The sequence below is a fragment of the Stenotrophomonas nitritireducens genome, from assembly GCF_001431425.1.
In the GTDB taxonomy this organism is placed as follows: Bacteria; Pseudomonadota; Gammaproteobacteria; order Xanthomonadales; family Xanthomonadaceae; genus Stenotrophomonas; species Stenotrophomonas nitritireducens.
The window spans coordinates 1-22,642 of the sequence record NZ_LDJG01000003.1 but is presented as its reverse complement, the minus strand read 5'-3'; the positions used below and the strand labels follow the sequence as shown (position 1 = coordinate 22,642).

The window sequence follows — 22,642 nt, the reverse complement described above, 5'->3', positions numbered from 1 at the left end:
CCATTCCTGCGCCTTGATTCACCGGAGCCCGGTCGCCACTCTATGACCTGTCCGGACGGTCGCCATATGCCGCGATCGCGCCGCCAATCCCGACTTTCCGCGAGTATACATGAGCACTTCCAGCGCCCCGTCCCAGCCCACCCGCCACCAGAAGCTCGTCATCCTGGGCTCCGGCCCCGCCGGCTGGACCGCTGCGGTCTACGCCGCGCGCGCCAACCTCAAGCCGGTGGTGATCACCGGCCTGCAGCAGGGCGGCCAGCTGATGACCACGACCGAAGTGGACAACTGGCCGGGCGATGCCCACGGCCTGATGGGGCCGGACCTGATGGCGCGCATGCAGGCCCACGCCGAGCGCTTCGACACCGAAGTGGTGTTCGACCACATCCATACCGCCGACCTGTCGCAGCGCCCGTTCAAGCTGGTCGGCGACAGCGCCGAGTACACCTGCGACGCGCTGATCATCGCCACCGGCGCCACCGCCAAGTACCTGGGCATTCCGTCCGAGGAGGCATTCAAGGGCCGCGGCGTGTCGGCCTGCGCCACCTGCGACGGCTTCTTCTACAAGGACCAGGACGTGGTCGTGGTCGGCGGCGGCAATACCGCCGTGGAAGAGGCGCTGTACCTGTCCAACATCGCCCGCAAGGTCTACCTGGTGCATCGCCGCGACACGCTCAAGGCGGAGAAGATCATGCAGGACAAGCTGTTCGCCAAGGTCGCCGCCGGCAGGATCGAGACCGTGTGGCACCACCAGGTCGACGAGGTGCTGGGCAACGAGATGGGCGTGACCGGCGTGCGGGTGAAATCCACCCAGGATGGCAGCACCCGCGACCTCGACGCGCACGGCTTCTTCGTCGCCATCGGCCACCAGCCCAACACCGACCTGTTCAAGGGCCAGCTGGCGATGAACAACGGCTATCTGGAGATCCGCTCGGGCCTGGGCGGCAACGCCACCATGACCTCGGTCGAAGGCGTGTTCGCCGCCGGCGACGTGGCCGACCAGCACTACCGCCAGGCCATCACCTCGGCCGGCTTCGGCTGCATGGCGGCGCTGGACGCCGAGCGTTTCCTCGACCAGAACGGTTGAGGCCGGAGGGAGCGCCGGCCAGGCTGGCCTCCCTTGGCATTCCTGGCCATGGCGCAGATCCGCTGGCTGGACACCTTGCAGGACATCCCGGCCGGACGCTGGGATGCCCTGCACGACCACTGCAATCCTTTCGTCAGCCACGCCTTCCTCGGCGGCCTGGAGCAGCATGGCTGCCTGCGCCGGGAATGGGGCTGGCAGCCGCGGCACCTGACCCTGTGGCGCGGCGATGAGCTGGTCGGCGCGGTTCCCGGCTACCTGAAGGAAAACTCCCACGGCGAGTTCGTGTTCGACCATGCCTGGGCGAATGCCTATGCGCGGCATGGACTGGACTACTTCCCGAAGTGGCTCGGCGCCGTTCCCTATTCGCCGGTCACCGGCCCGCGCCTGCTGGCCCGCGACGACGCGGACCGGCGCCTGCTGCTGCAGGCTGTCGTCGAACACGTACGGGACGCGGGGCTGTCCTCGGCCCATGTCAACTTCCATTCCGGAGCCGAGGACGAGGTGTTCGACGCGGACTGGCTGCGGCGCGTGGACGTGCAGTTCCAGTGGCACCGCCAGCCCGGCTGGCGGGATTTCGACGATTTCCTCGGCGCGATGGACCACAAGCGGCGCAAGAACATCCGCCAGGAGCGCGCGACGATCAGCCGCGCCGGCATCGGCTTCCGTATCGTCCATGGCGATGAAGCCAGCGACGGCGACCTGCGCGCCATGCATGGCTTCTACCTGCGGACCTTCGCCGAGTACGGCAACGCGCCGGCGCTGACCCTGCCATTCCTGCGCCATCTGGCCAACGCCCTGCCGCGGCAACTGGTGCTTTTCCTTGCCCTGCAGGACGACGAGCCGATCGCGGGCGCGCTGTGCCTGCGTGGCGGCGATACGCTGTACGGCCGCTATTGGGGCGGCGCCGCCCTGCCCGGCCTGCACTTCGAGACCTGCTACTACCAGGGCATCGACTACTGCCTGCGCGAGGGGCTGCAGCGGTTCGAACCGGGCGCGCAGGGCGAGCACAAGCTGGCGCGCGGGTTCCTGCCGGTGGAGGTGCGCAGCCGGCACTGGATCGCCGACCCCGCCTTCCGGCAGGCGCTGGCGGAATGGTGCGACCGGGAGCGGCGGGACGTGGCGCGCTACGCAGGACAACTGGCAGCGCACTCGCCCTTCAAGCCGTAGGCGCCGGGCTTGCCGCGCCGGGAGCCTTCCTGCGGTCCCGGATGCCGGATGCCGGGTGCAGGCGCAAGCCTCGCACCTACAATGCGGCAGATGAGTCGCCCGCCCTTCCTGCTGCCGCCCGAACCCGATGCGCCCTTCCCGCCGGCCGAGCTGGCGCTGTCCGAGCCCGACGGGCTGCTGGCCGTCGGCGGCGACCTGTCCCCGGTGCGGCTGCTCAATGCCTACGCCGGCGGCATCTTTCCATGGTTCTCCGAAGGGCAGCCGGTCCTGTGGTGGTCGCCGGACCCGCGCATGGTGTTCCGCACCGACGGCGTACGCCTGTCCTCACGCTTCCGCCGCACATTGCGTTCAAGCACCTGGACGGTCGCCGCCGACACTGCGTTCGCCCGCGTGATGCAGGCCTGCGCCGACGCGCCGCGCCCGGGCCAGGATGGCACCTGGATCACCGCCGCGATGCATCGCGCCTACGTGCAACTGCACCAGCTCGGGTACGCGCATTCGGTGGAGGTGTTCGACGGCATGCAGCTGGTCGGCGGGATCTATGGCGTGGCCATCGGCCGGATGTTCTTCGGCGAAAGCATGTTCAGCGGGCGCAGCGGCGCTTCCAAGGTGGCGTTGGCCGCGTTGGCGCGCACCCTGTACGGCTGGGGCTGGCCGTTGATCGATGCCCAGGTCGAGAACCCGCACCTGCTGCGCATGGGGGCCGCACATCTGCCGCGCGATGCCTTCCTGGCCAGGGTGCGGACCCTGGTCCAGGACGCGGAAACGGAGCCGGCCGGGAGCTGGACGCGGCGTTTCGGCCATTGGCCGGCCTCGGTATTGGCGGTCTCAGCCCCGGTTTAACGCAAACTTTGCATCATTCCGCGGCGCGGGGTAAAATGCTCGGCTTCCGGGCCTGAAAAGGCCATCCGCAGAACCGCACAGGATTACATGTCGAAAGACGACTCCATCGAGTTCGAGGGCACCGTCAGCGAGACGCTGCCGAACACCACTTTCCGCGTTCGACTGGAAAACGGGCACGAAATCATCGCCCACATCTCCGGCCGCATGCGCAAGAACTACATCCGCATCCTTACCGGCGACCGCGTCAAGGTTGAAATGACGCCGTACGACCTCACCAAGGGCCGCATTACCTACCGCATGAAGTAAGCGGCGGTAGCCGGGCACCCGGAAAGCCAGCCTTGGGCTGGCTTTTTTGCGTGGCCGCGATCCGGACTTCCCCCTATGCCGGAAACGACGACGGCGGCCGCAGCCGCCGTCGTAGGAGTAGGTCCTGTCCGTTTCAGACGGTCGCCGGCAACAGGTGCTCCGGCTCGGCCTCGGTCTCCACCACCAGTTCGCCATCGCGCACGTCGATGCTGACCTTGCCGCCGCCCACCAGCTTGCCGAACAACAGCTCGTCGGCCAGCGGACGCTTGATCTGGTCCTGGATGACGCGGGCCATCGGCCGTGCGCCCATCTGCGGGTCGAAGCCATGGTGGGCCAGCCAGTCGCGCGCGGCCGGGGTGGCCGACAGCGAGACGTGCTTGTCCTGCAGCAGCATCTCCAGCTCGATCAGGAACTTGTCCACCACCCGCAGGATGTGGTCGAAGCCCAGCGCCTGGAACTGCACCACCGCGTCCAGGCGGTTGCGGAATTCCGGGGTGAAGCCCTTGCGGATCACCTCCATCGCATCGGTGGCGTGATCCTGCTTGGTGAAGCCGATCGAACGCCGCGCCGCCTGCGCCGCGCCGGCATTGGTCGTCATCACCAGGATCACGTTCTTGAAGTTGGCCTCGCGGCCGTTGGTGTCGGTGAGGATGCCGCGGTCCATGACCTGCAGCAGGATGTTGAAGATGTCCGGGTGCGCCTTCTCCACCTCGTCCAGGAGCAGCACGCAGTGCGGCGTCTTGACGATCTTCTCGGTCAGCAGGCCGCCCTGGTCGAAGCCGACATAGCCCGGGGGCGCACCGATCAGGCGGCTGACCGAATGCGGCTCCATGTACTCGCTCATGTCGAAGCGCACCAGCTCGATGCCCAGCTGCAGTGCCAACTGGCGGGTGACCTCGGTCTTGCCCACGCCGGTCGGGCCGGCGAACAGGAAGTTGCCGATCGGCTTCTCCGGATTGCCCAGGCCAGAACGCGACAGCTTGATCGCCGAGGCCAGTGATTCGATCGCCGGATCCTGGCCGAAGATCACCATCTTCAGGTTGCGCTCCAGGTGCTGCAGCACGTCCTTGTCGGTGGCGGTGACCTGTTTGGTCGGGATGCGCGCCATCTTGGCGACGATGGTCTCCACTTCCTCGACGTCGATCGTGGCCTTGCGCTCGCCCTCCGGCAGCAGGCGCTGGCGCGCGCCGGCCTCGTCGATCACGTCGATGGCCTTGTCCGGCAGCAGGCGGTCGCCGATGTGCTTGACCGACAGGTCCACCGCCGCCTGCAGCGCATCGTCGGCATAGGTCACGCTGTGGTGCGCCTCGTACTTCGGGCGCAGGCCCTTGAGGATCTCGTAGGCCTCGCCCACGGTGGGCTCGACGATGTCGATCTTCTGGAAGCGGCGCGCCAGCGCCCGGTCCTTCTCGAAGATGCCGCGGTATTCCTGGAACGTGGTCGAGCCGATGCAGCGCAGCTCGCCCGAGGCCAGCGCCGGCTTGATCAGGTTGGAGGCGTCCATGGTGCCGCCCGACGCCGAGCCGGCGCCGATGATGGTGTGGATCTCGTCGATGAACAGCACCGCGTTGGGAACCTTCTTCAGCGCGCCGATCACGCCCTTCAGGCGCTTCTCGAAATCGCCGCGGTACTTGGTGCCGGCCACCAGCGCGCCCAGGTCGAGCGAATAGATCACCGCATCGGCCAGCACCTCGGGGACCTCGCCGTCGACGATGCGCTTGGCCAGGCCCTCGGCGATGGCGGTCTTGCCGACGCCGGCCTCGCCCACGTACAGCGGGTTGTTCTTGCGGCGGCGGCACAGCACCTGGATGGTGCGCTCGATCTCGTCGCGGCGGCCGACCAGCGGGTCGATGCGGCCGGCGCGGGCCTGCTCGTTGAGGTTGCTGGCGTACTCGGTCAGCGCATCGCCCTTGGGCTCGCCCTCCCCGCCTTCGGCCCGGCCCTCGCCGTCGATGGACGGCGAGGCATCGCCGTCGTCGCCGGACTTGGCGATGCCGTGGGACAGGTAGTTGACGATGTCCAGCCGGGTCACGTCCTGCTGGTTGAGGTAATAGACCGCGTGCGAATCCTTCTCGCCGAAGATCGCCACCAGCACGTTGGCGCCGGTGACCTCCTTCTTGCCGGAGGACTGCACGTGGTAGACGGCGCGCTGCAGCACGCGCTGGAAGCCGAGCGTGGGCTGGGTGTCGCGGCCGTCGTCGTCGGCCAGGCGCGAGACCGAGGTCTCCACGGCCTGCTCCAGGTCCTGGCGCAGGCGATCCAGGTCGGCGCCGCAGGCCTTGAGCACGGCCTGTGCGGACGGGTTTTCCAACAGGGCGAGCAGCAGGTGTTCGACCGTCATGAATTCATGACGTGCCTCGCGGGCGCGCTTGTAGCACTGGCCAATCGTCTGTTCGAGGTCTTTGCTGAACATGGGGGACTCCGACTGCGGTTGGAGACAATATGCGGCCTGACTGCACGTTTTCCATCACCCTACCGGATGCCGGTGTTCAGACAGCGTTAGCACTGCGGCTGGCGCGACGGCCCTCGCTTGGGGGGGGCCTTGCACCATGAGCGAACCCTACCTTACCCGCTGGCAGTTGCGTCGCGATGGCGCGCCGATCAGCACGCCGCGCGCGCGGCTGTGGCCGGTGCTGACACCGGCCGGGGCGCCGGCGATGTTGAAGGTGAGCAGCGCGGACGACGAGCGCGATGCCCACCGCCTGCTGCGCTGGTGGGACGGCGATGGTGCTGCCCGGCTGCTGGCGCACGACGGCCCGGCGATCCTGCTCGAGCGCGCCGAGGGGGAATCATTGCGCCGGCGCTCGATCGAGGGCGCAGACGCGGCATGCACCACGATCCTGTGCGGGGTGCTGGAGCGCCTGCACCGGCCGCGCGGCGTGGCGCCGCCGGGCCTGGTCCCGCTGCGGGAATGGTTCGCCGATCTGCTGCGGCCGCGCACGGGACTGTCGCCAATGCTGGAACAGTGCAGATCGCTGGCGGAGGAACTGCTTGCCGCCGAACAGGAGCGGATGCCGCTGCATGGCGATCTGCACCACGACAACGTGCTCGATTTCGGTGCGCGCGGCTGGCTGGCGATCGACCCCAAGCGCCTGCAGGGTGACCGCGCCTTCGACTACACGGCATTGTTCGCCAATCCGGACCTGTGCGGCCCGGGCATCCATGTCGCCGTCCGGCCCGGGCGCTTCCACGCGCGCCTGGCGCAGGTATCGGCGGAAGCCGGCCTCGAACGCACGCGCCTGCTGCGCTGGATCGCGGCCAGCCGCGGGCTGTCGGCGACCTGGTTCCTGGACGACGGGGACCGGGCCGATGTCGACCTGGCGGTCGTCGCGCTGGCGCTGCAGGCGCTGGCCGGCTGACGGGCCGGTCAGGCCTTCTCCATCGTGCACAGCAGCGGGTGCTGGTTCATCCGCGCGAACTCGTTGACCTGCGCGACCTTGGTCTCGGCCACCTCGCGGCTGTAGACGCCGCAGATGCCGCGGCCGCGGGTATGGACGTGCAGCATCACCTGGGTGGCCTTGTCCAGGTCCATGGCGAAGAAGTTCTGCAGCACGGCGACCACGAAATCCATCGGCGTGTAGTCGTCGTTCAGCAGCATCACCTGGTACAGCGGCGGCGGTGCGACCTCGGGCTTGCCGGGTTCCACCAGCAGGCCGTGATCGTTCTCGTGTTGGAGCTTGCGGGGCATGCGCGCAATTATACCGGCTGGCCCCGCGAAGCTGCGCCGAATTGGACTCGAACGCCCCGGCCAACGCACAATTTGCGCCTGATCAACCAATCCCGCAGGGAAAGCATGAAGAAGTACGTGGCCGGAATGATGATGGCGGGCATGTTGTGCGGCATGGCCGGGACGGCGCTCGCCGGCGAGCCCGATGCCGCGGTCGGGCGGCTGCTCGACTCGCTGGAGTACAAGTACGAGATCGACGACGACGGCGATTACCGCATGGTGTTCGACATGGAGGGCGACCGCACCCAGCTGGTGTTCGTGCGCTCCTCGGTCGAGACCTATGGCACCCATCGCATCCGCGAGATCTGGTCGCCGGGCTACAAGTCCGCCAGCGCGCAGCTGCCTGCCCTGGTGGCCAACCGCCTGCTCGAGGACTCCAATGATTCCAAGCTCGGCAGCTGGGTCAAGCAGGGCGACATGGCCATGTTCGTGGTCAAGATCGACGCAAACGCGAAAGCCGATGTCCTCAGCGACGCCATCGATGCGGCGATCAAGAGCGCCGATGCCATCGAACTGGAATTGACGGCCAAGGACGAGTACTGAGGGTGAACGCGTTGAGCTCCCAGCGCTGGGCGCCGCATGTCACCGTGGCCACCGTGGTGTCCCGCGCCGGGCAGTTGTTGCTGGTGGAAGAGGAAAAGCATGGCCGGCGCGTGTTGAACCAGCCGGCCGGCCACCTGGAACCGGGCGAAAGCCTGGTCGAAGCCGCGGTGCGCGAGACCCGCGAGGAAACCGGCTGGGAGGTGCGGCCGAGCGCTTTCATCGGTGCTTACCAGTGGGATGCGCCGGACGGCAAGCCGTTCCTGCGCTTCGCCTTCGCCGCCGAGCCGGTGCGGCATTACCCGGATCAGCCGCTGGATATCGGCATCGTGCGGGCGCTGTGGCTGACTCCGGCCGCATTGCAGGCCGACATGGCGCGGCTGCGCAGCCCGCTGGTCTGGCAGGCCGTGTCGGACTGGCTGGCCGGGCAACGCCATCCGTTGTCGATGTTGAGGCAGGTGCCATGAGCCGGCCGGGTGTGGTCGTCGGCGTGTCCGGCGGCGTGGATTCCTCTGTCGCCGCACTCGTCCTGGTGCAGCAGGGGTTGGATGTCGCCGGCCTGTTCATGCAGAACTGGGCGGACGATGGCAGCGGCCATTGCCGTGCCGAGGACGACCGCCGCGATGCGGTGGCAGTCTGCGGGCGGCTGGGCATCCCGTTCCATTTCCGCGATTTCTCCGCCGAGTACTGGCAGGGCGTGTTCGAGCACTTCCTGGCCGAATACGCGGCCGGGCGCACGCCCAATCCGGATGTGCTGTGCAACCGCGAGGTCAAGTTCAAGCATTTCCTCGACGCCGCCCGCGAGCTCGGGGCCGAGCGCATCGCCACCGGCCATTATGCCCGGGTGGAACAATCCGCCGGCCGCTGGCGCCTGCTGCGCGGGGCCGACCGCGGCAAGGACCAGAGCTATTTCCTGCACCAGCTGGGCCAGGAGCAGTTGGCCGCCACCCTGTTCCCGATCGGCCACCTGGAGAAGAGCCAGCTGCGCCGCATCGCCCAGGAGGCCGGGCTGCCGACCCATGCGAAGAAGGATTCCACCGGCATCTGCTTCATCGGCGAGCGCGATTTCCGCCAGTTCCTGGGCCAGTACCTGCCCGCCCGCGAGGGCGAGATCCGCGACCCGGACGGACAGTCCATCGGCCGCCATCCTGGTGTGTTCTATTTTACCCTGGGCCAGCGCGAAGGCCTGAACATCGGTGGCGTGCGCGGCCGGCCGGCCGCCCCCTGGTACGTGGTCGGCAAGGACGTGGCGGCCAACATCCTGTACGTCGACCAGGGCCACGACAGCCCCTGGCTGCAGTCCAACCGTCTGCATACCGAATCCATGCACTGGATCGCCGGCAGCGCGCCCGCCGGCCGCTTCCGGTGCACCGCCCAGACCCGCTACCGGCAGCCGGACGAGGCCTGCAGCGTGAGCGTGCGCGACGATGGCACCCTGCAGGTCGATTTCGACCGGCCGCAACGGGCGGTCACGCCCGGCCAGTCGCTGGTGCTGTACGACGGCGCCGAATGCCTGGGCGGCGCGGTCATCGCCACCACCGACGCACCGCTGGAGCAGCGCGCGTCCCGGCCCGATTTCCTTGAGAGGCAAGCATGAGTTCTTCCTTCGACGACCGTGTCCTGGCGCTGGCCGGCATCGCCCAGGCCCTGCAGCAGGTAAGGCGCATCGCCGAGACCGGCCATTCCGACGCCGCGGTGGTGCGCACCGCCATGGACAGCGTGATCCGCATCGATGCGCCCTCGCCCGCCGCGGTGTACGGCGACGACCGCCAGGTGGAGGCCGGGCTGCGCCTGCTGCGCGACTATTTCGGCAACAGCGGCAAGGACGAGCTGCTGCCGCGCCTTGCGTTGTCGGTGCTGCAGCTGGAGCGCCGCTTCGTGCGCGAAGGCGCGACCGTGGACAAGGTCCAGGCCGGCATCGAGCGCGCCGCCGTACAGGCGGGCGAACTGGGCGATCCGGCCCATCCGGACGTGCTGGCGGCCATGGGCGCCCTGTATGCGGACACCATCAGCCAGCTCAAGCCGCGGATCATGGTGCAGGGCAACCCGCACTATCTGGGGCAGGCCGGCGTGGTCGCGGAGATCCGTGCCCTGCTGCTGGCCGCGGTGCGCTCGGCGGTGCTGTGGCGCCAGCTCGGCGGCAGCTACTGGGATTTCCTGTTTTCGCGCAAGGCCATGCTCGAGGCGATCGGGCGGCGCCTTCACGGAGGCTAAAGACCGCCCCCCCCCGGCCGATACTGCAATCGTGACTCTCCCGAGAACGTCCATGTATTCACGCATTGCAATCCGCCTGGCCGCCCCGCTGGCCCTTACCTTCCTGCTGGCATTGGCGCTGGCGTTCGCATGGCCCGTGGCCGTGGTGTGGGCGATCCTGACCACGATGGCGCTGAGCTGGCTGGTGTTCGCCTACTGGAGCGCCTACAGCCAGTCGCAGCGTTCGCCCGAGCATGCCCGCGTGCTCAAGGAACAGGACCAGCTGCTCAACGAGCTGCGCAGTTTCGTCAGCAACGAGATCGACGGTTCGCGCGGCGAGATCGAGCGCGCCCGCGAGCTGATCCGCCAGGCGGTATCGGGCCTGGGCAGCAGCTTCGATGCGATGAACCGCAAGTCGCGCCAGCAGAGCCAGGCGCTGGCCCGCATCGTCGACCGCGCCGGCGAGGAAGGCCATGGCGGCGTGGACGTGGCCCGTTTCGCCCAGCATGCCAGCCACCAGATGGAGCAGCTGGTCGAGGCGCTGGAGCAGGTCAGCGGCCAGAGCAGCAATACCGTGCAGCACATCGACCAGATGGCGCAGCACCTGGACGGCATCTTCGCCCTGCTGGAGGACGTGAAGTCCATCGCCGACCAGACCAACCTGCTGGCGCTGAACGCCGCCATCGAAGCCGCGCGCGCCGGTGAGGCCGGGCGCGGGTTCGCGGTGGTCGCCGACGAGGTGCGCAACCTGTCCGAGCGCTCGACCACCTTCAACGAGCAGATCCGCAAGCTGGCGCACAGTTCCAAGGACGCCATCGCCAAGGTCCGCGAGACCGTCACCCACATGGCCTCGCGCGACATGGACCGCTCCCGCGAGGCGCGCCATGAAGCGGCGGCCATGCTGGACAACGTGGCGGCGATCAACAGTTCGCTGGGCGAAGGCATGCGCGAGATCTCCGAGTGCGGCCGCGCCATCGACAGCAGCGTCGCCGAGGCGGTGCGCGCCCTGCAGTTCGAGGACATCGCCACCCAGGCACTGGGCGGCGTGCATACCCATCTGGACCGCCTGACCGCGATCAACCGCGAGGCCGTGGCGCTGCAGGAACTGCTGCACCGCAGTGGCGGCGTGCTCGACAGCGAGCTGGTGGCCGCACTGCAGCGCACCGGCAGCCGCCTGCGCGATATGCGCAACGAGTGGGAGCGCCCGCCGCACAAGCCGGTGGCGCAGCAGAGCATGGGCGCGGGAACGGTTGAACTGTTCTGATTCCCCGCGTGGCGAAACAAGGACCCCGGCCCAGGCCGGGGTTTCGTCGTTGCGGGCGTCCTTCCCGGTCGCAGTGAAGACGGCACCTGGAACTGGAACCCCCGCGCGTTGCACGCCTGCGGAGCGGGATTCCGCGCGGGGTCCCGGGAGCGCAGCGGCCCTGGGCCGTTTGGCGGCGCTGGAGACGCAGGCACAGCGGGAGCTGTCCTGCATGCCGCGGATGCGGATCGCGGATGTACCCGAGCGGGACGAGCTGCTTGCGATCCTGGTGGCCTGGGATCTCGCGCTTTAGGCCTGGCCTCCCTCGGATCGTGGCCCTCTGCCGCGGAACCGAAGGTGGCGTCACTCCGAATCACCCGCCTTCCAGGCCGTATCGACCATGGCCCTGCGGTGCGCCGGCTGGCCATGAACGATGGCCATGGACCGCCTCGCGGCCGAGATGAAGTCATGCCGGCGCCTGCGCCCTGCCAGGATCGCGGGCGTTTGGCGCCACTCTGCCGCCCCGCGGTTACCGGCGGCCCTGTAGCCAGCCATGGTCCACGCCGGCGCCGCATGGGTGCGGCGCATCGAGGCCCGCTGCCGGGTATCGCCGGACGGGCATGGAGTCGGACTTCATCGATGGAGTCGTGTCAGGAACCCACTAGCGGAACGATCGGGCATGGTTTTGACATGGCCCGTCGATCGCCTGGAAGGCTGCGGTTACCGATGGCGGCAACCCCTGTCGCCCTGTCGCCCCGATGCAGCCACGACGCTCGCCGTGGAGCGCGCAAACGGATCACAGGCCCGGCAACGCCGCGATTGCGCGGAGCTTGCCGCGCGGGAAAGCGGAATGCGATGCGCTGGAGATTCAGAGTACGGCGACCGGGCGGTCCGTTTGCGCGGACAGCGTCGGGCTCGGTCCGTCGCCGCCGGGCCCCTGGCGCAACCATTGCGCCATGTCCCGCGACGGCAGCGGACGCGAGTACAGGTAGCCCTGTATCTCGTCGCAGCCCTGCCGCAGCAGCAGGGCTTCTTCCTGGCGCGTTTCCACGCCTTCGGCCACCACCTGCATGCCCAGGGCGTGACCGAGGTGGACGATGGCCTGCGTCACCTCGGCGGTGCCGGCGTCGTGCAGCATGCGCTGGACGAAGCTGCGGTCGATTTTCAGGCGCTGCACCGGGAAGCGGTTGAGGTAATGCAGGTTGGAAAAGCCAGTGCCGAAATCGTCCACGGCCAGCAGCACGCCGTTGCGTTCGAAGGTGTCGAAGCACTGGCGCAGCGCGTCGCTGTCGCGGATAAGCGCCGATTCGGTCAATTCCAGTTCCAGGCGCTGCGATGGCCAGCGGTGGCGCTCGCAGATGGCGATGACCTGTTCGGCGAAGCCGCGCTCGCGCAGCTGCATGGCCGATACGTTGACCGCGATGCGCTCGAACGCCAGCCCCGCGGCGTGCCAGACGGCGGCCTGGCGGCAGGCTTCGTTCAGCACCCACTCGCCGATGCGGGCGATTTCGCCGCACTTCTCCGCCACCGGGATGAACTCGGCGGGGCTGCATGGGCCCAGTTCCGGGCAGACCCAGCGCAGCAGCGCCTCGATGGCCGGAGGCCGCGCCGGATCGACGTTGACCAGCGGCTGGTAGACCAGCTGGAATTCCTCGCGCTCGAGCGCGCCATGCAGCGCATGTTCGATCTGCAGGCGCCGCTGGATCCCGGCCAGTACGTCCTGGCTGTAGTACTGGTAGGTGTTGCGCCCGGCTTCCTTGGCCGCGTGCATGGCGGCGTCGGCCGCGCGCAGCAGCGTATCGAAGTCGCGATGGCTGTCGTCGGCGAGCGCGATGCCGACGCTGGCGCCGACCTTCAGCGTGGTGTCGCCGCGATGCAGGGGCGAAGCCAGCGAAGCGATCAGCTTGCGTGCGACATGGCCGGCGTCTGCCGGGTCGGCCAGGTCGCGCAGCACGACCACGAACTCGTCGCCGTTGAAGCGCGCGAACAGGTCGGCGTTGCGCAGGTTCTGGTGCAGGCGCGCGGCGGCGGCCTTGAGCAGCATGTCGCCGGTGGCGTGGCCGAAGGTGTCGTTGATGGACTTGAAGCCGTCCAGGTCGACGAACAGCATCGCCAGGACCGTGCCGTTGCGGCGCGATTCGGCGATGGCCTCCTCGGCCTGCTCGCGCAGCAGGATGCGGTTGGGCAGCCCGGTCAGCAGGTCGTAGTGGGCCAGCAGTTCGATGCGCTCGTTGGCCTCGCGTTCGCGGGTGATGTCGCGGAACAGCACCACGAAACGCTCCGGCAGGCCTTCGCGGCGGTCCAGTTCGATCTGCACCTGCACCCACACGCGCTGCCCCGAATGCCGGTAGAAGCACAGGTCCAGCTGCTCGGGCAGGCCGCCTTCGGCGATACGGGTGAGCGCCGCCTCGAAACTGTCGCGCGAGTCCGGCGTGTAGAGGGCCAGCGCCTGCTCCAGCGTGACCGGTTCCTTGCGCAGGCCATGGATGCGGTAGCACTCGTCGGTCCAGAGCATGCCGCGGGTGGCCACTTCGATCTCGCAACCGCCGATGCGGCCCAGGGCCGAGACGCGATTGAGCAGTTCGGTGCGCCAGCGGATCAACGCATCGGTCTGGCGCTGCTCGGTGACGTTCTTCAGCAGCCCGGCCACGCGGTGGACGCGCCCTGTCGCATCGTGTTCGGGATGCATCCAGACCCGCAGGTGGATGCCGGAGGTTTCGATCGGCCCGGGCGGCAGCACGAGCTCGAAAGCGTGCGGCTGGCCTTCGCGGTGCAGCCGCCGCCACGCCGCCCGCACCTGGGCGCGGGCGGCGCCGTCGAGCAGGTCCAGCCAGCGACGGCCGGTGGGCAGCCTGCCCGGGGCCTGGCCGACGGCGGCATGCAGTTCGTCGGACCAGGAAAAGCCGGCGCCATCGCGCTCCCAGGACCAGGTGCCGAGGCCCGCGATGCGTTGCAGCTGGCGCATTTGCGCCTGTTGTTCCTGTATGTCGGCGCCCGGCAGATCCTGCGCGGCGACACCGATGCGGATGCCGGCCATGCGCAGCGGATGACCGTCGGCCGTCCGCGCCACCACCTGGCCGTGATCGTGCACGAGTTGCCAGCTGCCATCGGCCCGGCGCACGCGCATGCGGCAGGCATAGGGCACGGCGGCGTCCTGCAGGTGCGCCTGCAGTGCGGCCCGCTGCGCGCTGCGGTCGCCCGGATGGGTCCGCTCCAGCCATTCCTGCACGGTATCGACGGCGATGCCGGCGCCGGCGCCGGCCTGCCCTTCCAGATGGGCCAGCAGGTGGGCCGGCACGTCCCACTCCCAGACGCCGTGCCCTGCGTCATGCAGCAGTTTCGACCAGCGCCCGTCCGCCAGGGGAGTGGCCGGAGCGACACTATAGATATAGGCGCAGACCGTTCCGTCCTGCGCACGCGCCGCGCTCAGGAAACCATCCAGGCGCTGCTCGCCGGCGGGTACCGAACAGGGCAGCAGCCCTTCGCCGGCGACCCGGTCGCGCAGCCCCAGCAACGCCTGGCGATGGCCCAGCAGCCTGCGCGGCAGGTCCAGCGTACGGGCCGCGGCATTGGCGGCCAGCGGATGGCCCTCCGGATCGAGCAGCACGATCGCCCCCTCCAGCGGGTGGCTCATCATGCTCGCAATCACGCCCTGATCCACGCGCTACCGCTCCAGTAATCCGCCCGAGGTCCGGGAACTCTATCCATAACGGCAGCCGCGAAAAGAAATTGAGTACTCCGTCATCGTGGTTGGCGACGGCCCGTTAAGATGTGGGCGGATCGAACACGGCCCCCCGCCACGGAAATGCACAACGGCTCCCCTCCTTCCCGGCACCCGGCATCCACGGACTCTGCAATGGCCTGCCTGCAACGCACTACCTATGGGGTAGTGGCGGCCGGTGGCGCGCTGATCCTGCTGTGCGGCGTGCTGCCCTGGGCCTGGGGGGCGATCCCGGCCCATCCGCTGGCCTGGACTGTGATCTCCGTCATGCTGGTGGCGGTCTACATGGCACTGGCTCTGGCGCTGCTCCTTCCGCGCCTGGCCCAGGTGCGGGTGCTGGCGGCGCGCGACCTGGCCGAGCTGGAGGCCGGGCGCAAGGCGCTGGAAACCGGGAACCGGGAACTGCAGGCCATGGCCGGACGCCTGTTCTCGGTGCAGGAGGACGAGCGCCGGGCCATTTCCCGCGACCTGCACGACGATATCGGCCAGGCGGTCACCGCGATCAAGCTGGCCGCGCACGCGGCGATGGACGAGGACGATGCGCCTCGGCGCCGGGAGGACCTGGGACAGATCGTGGAACTGGTCGACAGCACCGTGGTGCGCCTGCGCAACCTGTCGATGCTGCTGCGCCCGCCGCAGCTCGACGCCCTGGGGCTGGAGGCCGCCCTGCGCTGGCAGGCCGGGCAGCTGTTCCGCTCTTCGCCGGTGGAACTGCAGATGGAGGTGGACGCCCTGCCGCAGCGGCCGGACAACGAGGTCGAGCAGGCCTGCTTCCGCATCGCCCAGGAAAGCCTGACCAACGTCCTGCGCCACGCCATGGCCAGCCAGGTCCAGCTGTGCCTGGAGGACGACGGCGCCGGCCGGCTGCGGTTGCGGGTGGTCGACGATGGCGAAGGCTTCGACCCCGACGGCCCACGCGGCCTGGGGCTGGTGGTCATGCGCGAGCGCGCGCAGAGCGTCGGCGGCTGGTTGCGCATCCATACCGCACCCGGCGAAGGCACCCGGGTCGAGCTGCACCTGCCTTACCGAAAGCCGCAGGCGACCGCCTGCCAGGGAGTCTGAGGATGTGGAACCCCGCGCCGCAACCGGCTGCCGCGATGCCCGCCCCTCCGCGCCTGGGGGCGGGCAATCCCGAGCTCGCGGCCATGGTCGCCGCTGCCGCCAGCGGCGGTACCCCGCTGATGCTGCTGCATCTGGACATCGACCATTTCGCTTCGGTCAACGAGAACATGAGCGCCGAGGTCGGCGACCAGGCGCTGGTACTGATCGCGCAGCGGCTGGATGAGCACCTGCGTGGCCGTGGCCGGCTTTGGCGGCACGGCAGCGACGAGTTCGTACTGGCGATCCCGCGCGCCGGCGGGGTGCCGTTGCCCGAGGAAATGGCCGAGCAGTTGCGCCAGCAGATGGAGCTTCCGCTGTCGGTGCTGCCCTATACCCTGTTCCTGACCGCGAAGATCGGCGTGTCGCTGTGCCCGGAACACGCCACCGACCCCAGCCGCCTGCTCGACCTGGCCGAGGACGCGCTGCACCAGGCCGGCCGCGAAGGCGGCAACGTCGTGCAGGTGCACATGCTGCACAAGCCGCTCAGCGCGCACAGCGAGAGCATCATTTCCCGGCAGCTGGTGGACGCCATCGAGAACGGCGAGCTGCGCCTGCGCTACCAGCCGCTGGTCAGCGCCCGCGATGGCCACGTCGTGGGCATGGAGGCGCTGCTGCGCTGGCAGTCGCCGACACTGGGCATGCTGGTGCCGGAACGCTTCATGCGCACCGCCGAGCGGCTGGGGATCATCGTCCAGATCGGCGCCTGGGTGCTGGAAATGACCCTGCGCCAGGCGCGCATCTGGCGCGACCAGGGCTTCGACGACTTCAACGTCGCGGTCAACGTGTCCACGCTGCAGCTGTTGCGCCCGGGCTTCTTCGCCGAGGTCATGGTGCTGCTGCAGTCCACTGGCGTGCCGGCGCGCATGCTGACCCTGGAGATCAACGAAAGCGCGCTGACCAACAACGTCAATTTCGTCTACGAGACGCTGGCCAACCTGCGCAACGAAGGCATCAGCCTGAGCCTGGACAATTTCGGCACCGGCGATTCCAGCCTGAGCGCCCTGGTGCGCTACCCGGTGGACAAGCTCAAGATCGACCGCAGCTTCATCAAGAGCGCGCCGGCGGCCAACCGCGAGGCGGCGATCTCGCGCGCGATCATCGCCATGGGCCACCAGCTGGGCATGACCGTGATCGCCAATGGCGTCGAGTCGCAGGCGCAGCTGGGTTTCCTGCGCCGCAACGACTGCGACGTGTTCCAGGGCTATCTGTTCGGCGAACCGATGTCGGCCGAAGCCGCCGGCATGACCCTGCGCCGCCGCTACCTGCGCCCGGAAGCCTTCGCCGAGACCCGCCCGGACCGTACCCTGCTGCTGCTCGACGACGAGGAGAACGTGCTGCGTTCGCTGGTGCGCCTGTTCCGCCGCGACGGCTACCGCATCCTGGCCGCAGGCAACGTGCGCGACGCCTTCGACCTGCTGGCGATCAACGACGTGCAGGTGATCCTGTCCGACCAGCGCATGAGCGACATGAGCGGCACCGAGTTCCTGGGGCGGGTGAAGATGCTCTACCCGGACACCATCCGCCTGGTACTGTCCGGCTATACGGATCTGAACACCGTCACCGACGCCATCAACCGCGGCGCGATCTACCGCTTCCTGACCAAGCCCTGGAACGACGACGAACTGCGCGAGCACATCCGCCAGGCGTTCCGCACCCACGACGAACTGCGCAAGGGCCGCGAGGCGACCGGCCTGCCAAGGCGCGACACCCTGCCCGGCGACGGCGGCTGAGCCTCTCCGGACGATCCCGGGCCGCAGGTGCGGAGGAAGGATGAAGGCGATGTTCCCCTGGAAGTAAGGGGGCTGCTGTGCCTGCCTGCCCTCGCGGCCGCCGCGCCGTCCCTGCCGCTGGCCTGTGCCGCTCCCGGCGGGAAGGTCGCGGTCGAACCGGGCCGCGCTCGACCTGTGCTGCTCCGGCGCCGGCCCGCGCACGGTGCTGCTGGAGGCCGGCGCCAATGCCGATTCGTCCACCTGGTACCGGGTGCAGGGGCTGTTGCCGGCCGCGGTGCGCATCTGCGCCTGCGACCGTGCCGGCTATGGCTACAAGTGACGAAGGTCCGCTGCCGCGCGATCTGGACGCGGACATCGTCGACCTCGTCGCGCTGATCGCGGCCGCTCGCCTGGACACGCCGCGGGTGCTGGTCGACCACGCGCTCGGCAGCAATATCGTGCGTCGCTACGCGCAAGCTGCAACCGGCCTACCGGCGCAAGCTGCGCTCGGAACTTGACGCCAACACCGTCCTGTTCGCCGTGCCGGTGCCGCCCGGCGAAGACCTGGGCGAGCTGCCGCTGATCCTGCTCGCTGAACCGGCGCCGCCAGCGGATGCGGGAACGCCTCCCGAAGTGGCGCGCGCCCGGGAGCAGGCGCACGAGCAGACCCGGTCGTGGTTGCTGGCGTCCTCGCGCCGGCGCATCGATCTGGCCTGCACCTCGCACGAGGTGCCGTTCGACCAGTCGCAGGCCTTGGCCGCGGCGATCGAAGCGGCCAAGGCCCGGCCGCCTACTTCGGCTGCCGCACCGGCAACGTGATCCGGAACGTGGCGCCCTGCCCCGGCGTGCTGTCCACGTCGATGCGGCCGTGGTGCTTGTTGACGATGCCGTAGGAGATCGACAACCCAAGCCCGGTGCCGCTGCCCACCGGCTTGGTGGTGAAGAACGGATCGAAGATGCGCTGGCGCAGCTCGGGGGAAATGCCCGAACCGTTGTCCTGGAACTCGATCCAGACCTCGTCCCCGTCCACGCCGGTGCCGACCACGATATGCCCGCGCTCGGCGATCGCCTGGCCTGCGTTGAGCAGCATGTTCATGTACACCTGGTTCAACTCCGACGGCAGGCATTCGACCATCGGCAGCTCACCGAAACGGCGCTCCAGCGTGACCTTGTACTTGAGTTCGTTCCAGATGATGTTGATGGTCGATTCCAGCCCCGAGTGCAGGTCGGCCAGCTTCCACGACTCGTCGCGCCCGGAGTAGGAGAAGTCCTTCAGGTCGCGCACGATGCGCGTCACCCGCTCGATGCCCTCGCGCGATTCGGCCATCAGCTGCGGCAGGTCGCGGCTGATGAAGTCGATGTCCAAGCGGTCGCGGATATCGTCGATTTCCGGGATCAGGGCCTTGGGGTCGGGCGCGCGCAGGGCGCGTTCATAGGCCTCGATCACGGTGAACAGGCTGCGCAGGTATTCCTGCAGGCTGCCCAGGTTGGAGTGGACGTAGCCGATCGGGTTGTTGATCTCATGGGCGACACCGGCCGCCAGCTGGCCGATCGAGGCCATCTTCTCCGACTGCAGCAGTTTTTCCTGCGCGCCGTTGAGCCTCAGGTAGGCCTGGCGCAGCTCCGCGTGGCGGCGCTGCAGTTCGTTCTCGTAGTCCTCCTGCCCGTCGATATGGCGGAACAGTGCCAGGCAGGCCCGCTCGCCATCGTTGTCGTGGTGATAGAGGTGCACGATCACCGCGCGCGCGCCCAGCGGCAGGCTGCCGCTCCAGCTGCCCGATTCCCGGGCCTGCGCCAGCGCCACCGGCGGCAGCAGTTCGACCAGGCGCCGCGCCAGTTCGGCCACGTCCCCGGGCTGCGTACCGAACAGTTCGCGCACGACCGCGTTGGCCAGAGCCACTTCGCCCTTGTCGTTGAACAGGAGCATGCCGTCGCGCATGCGGTCGCTCAATGCATGAAGCATGGCCGGAGACGGGAGGGGCGCGAATGGAGTGGAGGCGTTTTCGGCCACGGAGACGGTGGGTCGGCGGAACGGACGCCCACTATAACCGGGGATGCGCCGGTGCCGCCGCGCCGGGTCTGGCGCGTGGCGCGGTCAGGCAACCGCGAGTGGCTTGCGCGTATGCAGCAGGTGCGCCTGGCCCTTGGCGTCGTAGGCGGAGGAAGCTTCACTGCGACCGAGCTGGCGTAGCGCCCAGCTGACCTCGCGCCGGCGTCGGGCCAGCAATACGCCGTTGGCGTGGTTGCGTTCGGCCAGTTCGCGCAGCCGCTCGGCATGCTCGAGCGGCGGCCGCGCCTCGAGGATGCGCAGGGCTTCGAGTTTCAGGCTCGTGGCCGCCACCAGCGCCTGCACGTCGTGCTCGACCAGCGCCTGGCGCTCGCCATCGAGCGCGTCGCTCAGCTGCTGCAGTGGATCGGCCACGCCAAGCTTCATGCCTGCAGCTGTCCGTCCATGTCCAGCATGCGCTTGGCGATGGCATCCGGATCGATCCGGTAGCTGCCGTTCTCCAGCGCTTCGCGGACGGCCTGCACGCGGGCGGTGTCGATCGCCGGGGCCGCGGACAGTTCGCGCTGCATCGCCTGCAGGCTGGTGGCCTCGCCGGTCAGGCGCACGCTGTCGGCGGCCTCGACCGGACGAGCCTCGGTGCCGCCGGCAGGAGTGGCCTTGGCGGGCGTGGCGACCGGGCGCAGCTGGGCGCCTGCCGTGATCCCGCCGTCGATTTTCTGGCTCATGTGATGGAAGTCCTGTTTCGGTACACAAGGGTTAACGGCAATGACGGGGCGATCTTTAGTGGAATCTATCGGGAAACCAGCACGTCGCCCGCTGCCGTGGCCACGCCCTGCACCACCCGCCGGGAGGAGAGGTTCTCGACCGAAACCCGCTCGGCCTCGCCTGCGTCGGCGAGGGCCTTGCCGGCCACCCGGACCTCGACCCCCCCGCGCCGGGACACCAGGGCCACGCTGTCTCCCCGCCGAATGATACGCGGAGCGACCAGATCGCCGGCCGACAGCAGCGTGCCGGCGCCCATCGCGCGTCGCGCCACCCGGCCGACAGCCGCCTGCGGGTCGGACAATACCGCACCGGCGATGCGCGCCGTGTCGCGGCGTACGCTGCCGATATCGGCAGCGGCCAGCACTTCTCCAGCGGCCACGCCGCGGGCCAGTACCAGCACGTCCTGCTCGCGGCGCACGGTCACCGGCACGAACAGCCTCCAGCCGCCGGCCTGCGGGCAGGCCACTTCGACGGTACGGTTGCCGGTGGCCCGCGCCTGCAGCGCCGACGGACACGCCGGCAGGCGCAGACCGGCATCGACGCTGGCCTCGCCTTCGGTGGCCGGGTCCAGCGTGGACAGCGCGGCCGCACGGATCGAGGCTACCGACTGGAAATCGCCGGCCTGGGCCGGGAGGGCCAGCAGCAGGCATAGCAGGGCCGACAGGCGCATGGGAATTTCCGCCATGTATGAAAGGTCGCCCGGCATGCTGCAAGCGGCGTGCCAGACGGGCCGGAGCGGGTGAACAGGAACCGGGAGCGGGAGAAGGCAAGAGCCCTCCGTGACGGGAACGGCGCTCGATCCTTGCTGGATGCGGGGCGCGCGCCCGCGTATCGGCCTTCCCGGCAATGCCGACGCAGGCCGCGCCCTGCCCCTGCGGCGACGTCCGGTTTTCCCTCTTTCCGGGTTCCTGTTCGCCCGTTGCCCTGCTCCAGGCCTCAAGTCCCGCCCCCGCCCTGCCGATACCGGCTGCATGTCACATGACCTGCTCAACCGCATCGACCAGCGCACCCGGCTGGCCGGCCACAACCGACTGGCCCTGCTGCTGTTCCGTCTCGGCGGCCGTCAGCTTTTTGGCGTCAATGTCTTCAAGGTGCAGGAAGTGCTGCGGCGCCCGCCCCTGTTCCAGGTTCCGGGCCTGCCGGTGCAGTTCTCCGGCGTGGCCGACGTGCGTGGCCGTTCGGTGCCGGTGCTGGACCTGGGCCTGGCGATCGGCCACCCCGAGCGCGAACCCGACGCGGACACCTCGCCCGGCTACCTGGTTGTCACCGAATTCAACCGTTCGGTGCAGGGTTTCCTGGTCAGTGGCGTGGAGCGGATCGTCAACATCGCGGTGGAGGACATCCAGCCGCCGCCGGAACTGGGCGCCGAGGCCAGCTACCTCACCGCGGTCACCCGGTTCCAGGGGGAGCTGATCCAGGTCATCGACGTGGAGAGCGTGCTGGCCGACATCGCCCAGATCAGCAAGGAAGCGGTGCTGGATCCATCGATGGTCCTGCCCGCCGGCACGCCGCCGATGCAGGTGCTGGTGGTGGACGACTCGCGCGTGGCCCGCCAGCAGATCCGCAGCGTGCTCGACCAGCTGGGCGTTACCGCCACCCTGCTGTCGGACGGCAGGCAGGCCCTGGAACACCTCCTGCAGATCCACGCGGCGGGCGAGAATCCGGCCGAGCGCTATGCCATGGTCATCTCCGACATCGAGATGCCGGCCATGGACGGCTACACCCTGACGACGGAAATCCGCCGCCATCCGGGCCTGGCCGGGTTGTTCGTACTGCTGCATACCTCCCTGTCCGGTGTGTTCAACAACGCCATGGTGGAGCGCGTCGGCGCCAATGCCTTCGTGCCCAAGTACAGCCCCCATGAACTGGCCGACTTCGTGCTGCACCGCCTGCGCCAGGTGGCCGAGGCGGCTTGAAGCCGGCAAGGAGTGAAGGCAGGCGCTCTTCCATGAAGGGTAAGGCGCTCGCAGCGTCATAGATCCAGGGACCGCCCCGCATGCGGGCGTTCCCGGCCGTGCCAGTGCGGGGCAGGGAGCGCCGGGCACGAGGGGCGGGGGAAGCCCAGAGCCTCCCGGTGATGGGGACGGCGGCCCCGCTCATCCGCCCCGTTTCCCCGCCCCCTCCCCCGTTCCTGCGGTTCTGGCACACCGCTTGCAGCCTCCCGGGCATCGTTCCCCCGGGGAGGCGCGCCATGCCCAATCTGATTTCCAACTATCTGGGCGTCCATGCCCAGGC

At 69.0% G+C, this 22,642-nt stretch carries 21 protein-coding genes and 1 pseudogene; 15 read left to right on the top strand and 7 right to left on the bottom strand.

The window, feature by feature from the left end:
- Positions 1-109 precede the first annotated feature (109 nt).
- The 4 genes from trxB to infA all read left to right on the top strand — a co-directional run bounded on the left by trxB (position 110) and on the right by infA (position 3,400).
- A complete protein-coding gene (trxB, locus tag ABB22_RS01995) occupies positions 110-1,084 on the top strand; it encodes a thioredoxin-disulfide reductase (RefSeq protein ID WP_055769137.1) in 975 nt (324 codons plus the stop codon).
- Between the two features lie 48 nt (positions 1,085-1,132).
- Complete coding sequence (locus ABB22_RS01990; protein WP_055769133.1) at positions 1,133-2,251, top strand: GNAT family N-acetyltransferase; 1,119 nt, start codon at positions 1,133-1,135, stop codon at positions 2,249-2,251.
- A 90-nt stretch (positions 2,252-2,341) separates the two neighbouring features.
- Positions 2,342-3,094: a leucyl/phenylalanyl-tRNA--protein transferase gene (gene aat, locus ABB22_RS01985; RefSeq protein ID WP_055770276.1), complete on the top strand. Its 753-nt coding sequence runs from the start codon at positions 2,342-2,344 to the stop codon at positions 3,092-3,094.
- Positions 3,095-3,181: 87 nt separating this feature from the next.
- Positions 3,182-3,400, top strand: coding sequence for a translation initiation factor IF-1 (gene infA / locus ABB22_RS01980; RefSeq protein WP_005409596.1), 219 nt, complete (start codon positions 3,182-3,184; stop codon positions 3,398-3,400).
- Positions 3,401-3,533: 133 nt separating this feature from the next.
- On the opposite strand, the gene clpA is transcribed toward infA, so the two are convergent.
- Entirely contained in the window at positions 3,534-5,813 is a 2,280-nt protein-coding gene (clpA, locus tag ABB22_RS01975) for an ATP-dependent Clp protease ATP-binding subunit ClpA (RefSeq protein WP_055769130.1), read from the bottom strand.
- Positions 5,814-5,949: 136 nt separating this feature from the next.
- Here clpA and ABB22_RS01970 point away from each other — a divergent pair, with 136 nt between their 5' ends.
- A complete protein-coding gene (locus tag ABB22_RS01970) occupies positions 5,950-6,759 on the top strand; it encodes an APH(6)-I family aminoglycoside O-phosphotransferase (protein WP_055769127.1) in 810 nt (269 codons plus the stop codon).
- A gap of 8 nt (positions 6,760-6,767) precedes the next feature.
- Here the strand turns inward: ABB22_RS01970 and clpS are convergent, their stop codons facing one another.
- The gene (gene clpS, locus ABB22_RS01965) at positions 6,768-7,088 is read right to left on the bottom strand and encodes an ATP-dependent Clp protease adapter ClpS (protein ID WP_055769125.1); all 321 of its coding nucleotides are present in this window, start codon (positions 7,086-7,088) and stop codon (positions 6,768-6,770) included.
- A gap of 105 nt (positions 7,089-7,193) precedes the next feature.
- Here clpS and ABB22_RS01960 point away from each other — a divergent pair, with 105 nt between their 5' ends.
- The 5 genes from ABB22_RS01960 to ABB22_RS01940 are packed head-to-tail and all read left to right on the top strand — an operon-like array spanning position 7,194 to position 11,124.
- Positions 7,194-7,670, top strand: coding sequence for a hypothetical protein (locus ABB22_RS01960; protein ID WP_055769122.1), 477 nt, complete (start codon positions 7,194-7,196; stop codon positions 7,668-7,670).
- Between the two features lie 2 nt (positions 7,671-7,672).
- Entirely contained in the window at positions 7,673-8,134 is a 462-nt protein-coding gene (locus tag ABB22_RS01955) for an NUDIX hydrolase (RefSeq protein WP_055769119.1), read from the top strand.
- Positions 8,131-9,264: a tRNA 2-thiouridine(34) synthase MnmA gene (gene mnmA / locus ABB22_RS01950; protein ID WP_055769116.1), complete on the top strand. Its 1,134-nt coding sequence runs from the start codon at positions 8,131-8,133 to the stop codon at positions 9,262-9,264. Before ABB22_RS01955 ends, mnmA begins: the two co-directional genes overlap by 4 nt.
- Complete coding sequence (gene hflD / locus ABB22_RS01945) at positions 9,261-9,881, top strand: high frequency lysogenization protein HflD (RefSeq protein ID WP_055769112.1); 621 nt, start codon at positions 9,261-9,263, stop codon at positions 9,879-9,881. The genes mnmA and hflD overlap by 4 nt, the downstream gene beginning before the upstream one ends.
- A 52-nt stretch (positions 9,882-9,933) precedes the next feature.
- Positions 9,934-11,124, top strand: coding sequence for a methyl-accepting chemotaxis protein (locus ABB22_RS01940; protein ID WP_055769109.1), 1,191 nt, complete (start codon positions 9,934-9,936; stop codon positions 11,122-11,124).
- A gap of 847 nt (positions 11,125-11,971) precedes the next feature.
- Here the strand turns inward: ABB22_RS01940 and ABB22_RS01930 are convergent.
- The gene (locus ABB22_RS01930; RefSeq protein ID WP_055769104.1) at positions 11,972-14,764 is read right to left on the bottom strand and encodes a bifunctional diguanylate cyclase/phosphodiesterase; all 2,793 of its coding nucleotides are present in this window, start codon (positions 14,762-14,764) and stop codon (positions 11,972-11,974) included.
- Positions 14,765-15,154: 390 nt separating this feature from the next.
- Here ABB22_RS01930 and ABB22_RS01925 point away from each other — a divergent pair.
- From ABB22_RS01925 to ABB22_RS01915, 4 genes and pseudogenes are all read left to right on the top strand, one after another.
- A pseudogene (locus tag ABB22_RS01925) lies at positions 15,155-15,886 on the top strand (sensor histidine kinase); the annotation flags it as partial.
- A gap of 2 nt (positions 15,887-15,888) precedes the next feature.
- Positions 15,889-17,655 carry an EAL domain-containing protein gene (locus ABB22_RS01920; protein WP_055769101.1) on the top strand — a complete coding sequence of 589 codons (1,767 nt, stop codon included), beginning with the start codon at positions 15,889-15,891 and terminating at the stop codon, positions 17,653-17,655.
- 305 nt (positions 17,656-17,960) lie between these two features.
- A complete protein-coding gene (locus ABB22_RS18025; RefSeq protein WP_152983995.1) occupies positions 17,961-18,152 on the top strand; it encodes a hypothetical protein in 192 nt (63 codons plus the stop codon).
- A gap of 22 nt (positions 18,153-18,174) precedes the next feature.
- Positions 18,175-18,453 carry a hypothetical protein gene (locus ABB22_RS01915; protein ID WP_055769098.1) on the top strand — a complete coding sequence of 93 codons (279 nt, stop codon included), beginning with the start codon at positions 18,175-18,177 and terminating at the stop codon, positions 18,451-18,453.
- Here the strand turns inward: ABB22_RS01915 and ABB22_RS01910 are convergent.
- From ABB22_RS01910 to flgA, 4 genes are all read right to left on the bottom strand, one after another.
- Positions 18,425-19,597 carry an ATP-binding protein gene (locus ABB22_RS01910; RefSeq protein ID WP_055769094.1) on the bottom strand — a complete coding sequence of 391 codons (1,173 nt, stop codon included), beginning with the start codon at positions 19,595-19,597 and terminating at the stop codon, positions 18,425-18,427. The two genes, ABB22_RS01915 and ABB22_RS01910, sit on opposite strands and share 29 nt — an antisense overlap.
- A gap of 132 nt (positions 19,598-19,729) precedes the next feature.
- Complete coding sequence (locus ABB22_RS01905; RefSeq protein ID WP_055769092.1) at positions 19,730-20,068, bottom strand: hypothetical protein; 339 nt, start codon at positions 20,066-20,068, stop codon at positions 19,730-19,732.
- Positions 20,065-20,367 (bottom strand): flagellar biosynthesis anti-sigma factor FlgM, encoded by a 303-nt coding sequence (gene flgM / locus ABB22_RS01900; protein WP_055769088.1) that lies wholly within the window; start codon positions 20,365-20,367, stop codon positions 20,065-20,067. Before flgM ends, ABB22_RS01905 begins: the two co-directional genes overlap by 4 nt.
- A 65-nt stretch (positions 20,368-20,432) precedes the next feature.
- The gene (gene flgA, locus ABB22_RS01895; protein ID WP_055769085.1) at positions 20,433-21,077 is read right to left on the bottom strand and encodes a flagellar basal body P-ring formation chaperone FlgA; all 645 of its coding nucleotides are present in this window, start codon (positions 21,075-21,077) and stop codon (positions 20,433-20,435) included.
- Between the two features lie 301 nt (positions 21,078-21,378).
- Here flgA and ABB22_RS01890 point away from each other — a divergent pair, with 301 nt between their 5' ends.
- Positions 21,379-22,323 (top strand): chemotaxis protein, encoded by a 945-nt coding sequence (locus ABB22_RS01890; RefSeq protein ID WP_055769082.1) that lies wholly within the window; start codon positions 21,379-21,381, stop codon positions 22,321-22,323.
- Positions 22,324-22,642: the final 319 nt, after the last annotated feature.